This is a genomic window from Nocardia sp. NPDC004168 (genome assembly GCF_040610355.1).
Classification (GTDB): Bacteria; Actinomycetota; Actinomycetes; order Mycobacteriales; family Mycobacteriaceae; genus Nocardia; species Nocardia sichangensis.
The window spans coordinates 1-2917 of the sequence record NZ_JBEXME010000090.1 but is presented as its reverse complement, the minus strand read 5'-3'; the positions used below and the strand labels follow the sequence as shown (position 1 = coordinate 2917).

General features: G+C 64.4%; 4 pseudogenes. All 4 read left to right on the top strand.

The window, feature by feature from the left end:
* Nucleotides 1-138, top strand: a pseudogene (locus tag ABZW96_RS37450) (IS5/IS1182 family transposase); the annotation flags it as partial.
* An 84-nt stretch (nucleotides 139-222) separates the two neighbouring features.
* A pseudogene (locus ABZW96_RS37445) lies at nucleotides 223-1285 on the top strand (IS3 family transposase); the annotation flags it as partial.
* Nucleotides 1286-1383: 98 nt separating this feature from the next.
* Nucleotides 1384-1716, top strand: a pseudogene (locus ABZW96_RS37440) (transposase); the annotation flags it as partial.
* A gap of 47 nt (nucleotides 1717-1763) precedes the next feature.
* Nucleotides 1764-2904, top strand: a pseudogene (locus ABZW96_RS37435) (IS701 family transposase).
* The last annotated feature ends 13 nt before the right edge of the window (nucleotides 2905-2917 follow it).

Below are 2917 nucleotides of genomic sequence, written 5' to 3'. Positions count from 1 at the left end.
GTCGAAAAGGTGGGACCTTTAACCGGCCCGAACCCGGTCGATCGCGGCAAGCCCGGCTCGAAGATCCACGTGCTGTCCGACCGCGCGGCAATCGTTCTGTCCGTGGCTATCTCGGCTGCCAACACCAACGACGCCGAAGCGCTGCGTCCACTGGTGGGACTGCCCCCGGTTCGGTTGACTCCTGACCTGTGAGGATTCGTCCTCGCTGGAAGGATGTTCACCATGCCGAAGCCGTATCCCGAGGAGTTCCGCCGCGATGTGGTCGCGGTCGCCCGCAAGGGCGAGATCTCATTGACCCAGATCGCCAGACTCTTCGGGATCTCGCAGAGCTGTGTGAAGAACTGGCTCAAACAAGCCGACATCGAAGACGGACATCGGCCCGGCGCCACCCGTGATGAGTCCGCCGAGTTACGTGAAGCACGTAAACGGATCCGCCAGTTGGAACAAGAAGCCGAGGTCATGCGCCGCGCGGTCGCCTATTTCTCGCGTGACGTCAACCCAAATGAGTTACCCGCTGGTCCTCGACCTGGCCGCTGACGGCATCCCCGTCACGGTGACCTGCCGGGTACTCGGCTTCTCCACCCAAGCGTTCTATAAATGGAAGCGATACCCTGTCTCGCAACGTGATTGGGACGACGCGCATCTGATCGACGCCGCACTCGACATCCACGCCGACCGATTCATCGCCGACGAACTGCCCGCCCGCGGTATCCGTGCCAGCGAGAACAGAGTCGCCAGATTGTGTTCATCTCAACGGATCTGGAGCGTGTTCGCCAAGAAACGCGGGCTGACTCGCAAGGCCGGCCCACCGGTCCACGACGACCTCGTCGGGCGCCACTTCACTGCCGCTGTCCCGGACGCGGTGTGGCTGACAGACATCACCGAGCACGTCACCGGTGAGGGAAAACTATATCTGTGCGCTGTGAAGGTCGTGTTCTCCAACCGGATCGTCGGGTACTCGATCGATTCACGAATGAAGGCGTCGTTGGCGGTGTCGGCATTGAACCATGCCGTTGGTCTCCGATCACCGACCGCGACGATTGTCCACTCGGACAGGGGCAGCCAATTTCGCTCTCGGGAGTTCGTGAATGCGTTGTCGGTCAAGGGGTTACGAGGATCGATGGGAAGGGTCGGGGCGTGTGGTGACAACGCGGCAATGGAGTCGTTCTTCGCGCTGCTGCAGAAGAACGTGCTCGACCGGAAACGGTGGGCGACCCGCGACGAGCTCCGCCTGGCGATCGTGGTCTGGATCGAGAAAACCTACCACCGCACCCGCCGGCAACGCTGACTCGGCCGACTCACCCCGATCGAGTTTGAAACAATAAACCGGCCCGCACTCGCGGCCTGAAAGATCAAACCCGCGAGTCAACCAAAGCCGGGGCAGTCCCGGTCAAAGCGATCCCTGCCATCCGATCGCGGCGCGGTCCGCGCAGACCCAGACCCGGCAACTTGCACGCCGACAAGGCATACGACACCGCCGAACTGCGGCGATGGGTGCGAAACCGCGGAATCGGCGTCCGCATCGCCCGCAAAGGCATCGAATCCTCCCACCGCCTCGGCCGTCACCGGTGGGTGATCGAGCGCACGATTTCCTGGCTGACCGGCTACAACCGCCTCAACATCCGCTACGACCGCAAGGCCATCCACTTCCTCGCCTTCCTCACCCTCGCTGCGGCACTAACCTGCTACAAGAAACTCGCCAAATCAGCCACATGAGACATGCTCTAATACTGCAACGGCAGTCGGTTCGGTAGCTTGCTGGTGTGGTGGTGGATATTATTGCAGCGGAGTTGGATTCGTTGCACGAGAGGATCGGTGGGCGGTTCACGCGGTCGGAGCCGCGGGGCCGGCCCGGGCGTACGTGACCGGGCTGGTCGCGGGGCTCGAGCGTAAGAACGGGTGGACGCTGGCCGAGCGGGCCGGTGAGGCGAGCCCGGACGGGATGCAGCGGTTGCTGCGGTGGGCGGATTGGGACATCGACGGAGTCCGCGACGACGTGCGCTCGTATGTGGCCGAGCGGCTCGGTGACCGGGATGCGGTGCTGATCGCCGATGACACCGGGTTCCTGAAGAAGGGTTTGCACTCGGCCGGGGTGCAACGCCAGTACTCCGGCACAGCCGGACGCACCGAGAACTGCCAGATCGGAGTATTCCTCGCATATGCCTCCAGCCACGGCCACGCCCTGGTGGACCGGGAGTTGTATCTACCGGAGTCATGGACCGACGACCGCGACCGCTGCCGGGCCGCCGGTATCCCCGAGGAGGTCGGGTTCGCGACCAAGCCACGGCTGGCGATGGCCATGCTGGAACGGGCACTGGCCGCGAAGATGCCGTTTCGCTGGTTCACCGCGCGGACGAAGCCTACGGACAGGTCAAATACCTGCGGGTTTGGCTCGAACAACACGACATCGCCCATGTCCTGGCCACCCGCCGCAACGACACCCTGATCACTACCGGTTTCGGCCAGGCCCGCGCTGAGGAGCTCGTCGCCGCGCTCCCGGCCCGAGCCTGGCAACGGATCTCCGCCGGTGCCGGCGCGCACGGGCCACGCGACTACGACTGGGCGAAGGTCCCGATCCGCATCGGCTGGCAACCCGGCCGCGGGCACTGGCTCCTGGCCCGCCGCAGCCTCAGCGACCCCGCCGAGATCGCCTACTACGTCTGCTACGGGCCGCGCCGGTCCACGATCGCTGATCTGGCGTGGATCGCGGGGTCACGGTGGCGGATCGAAGAGTGTTTCCAGCAGGCCAAGAACGAAGCCGGGCTGGACCACTACCAGGTCCGCAGCTGGCGGGCCTGGTATGCCCACACCACCCTGTCCATGCTCGCCCTGGCCTGGCTCACCGGGACGAAACCCGTTACCGCCAAAAAAAAGGGGGAACCACCCACAGCGATCAAGACATGATCGCACCCACGCT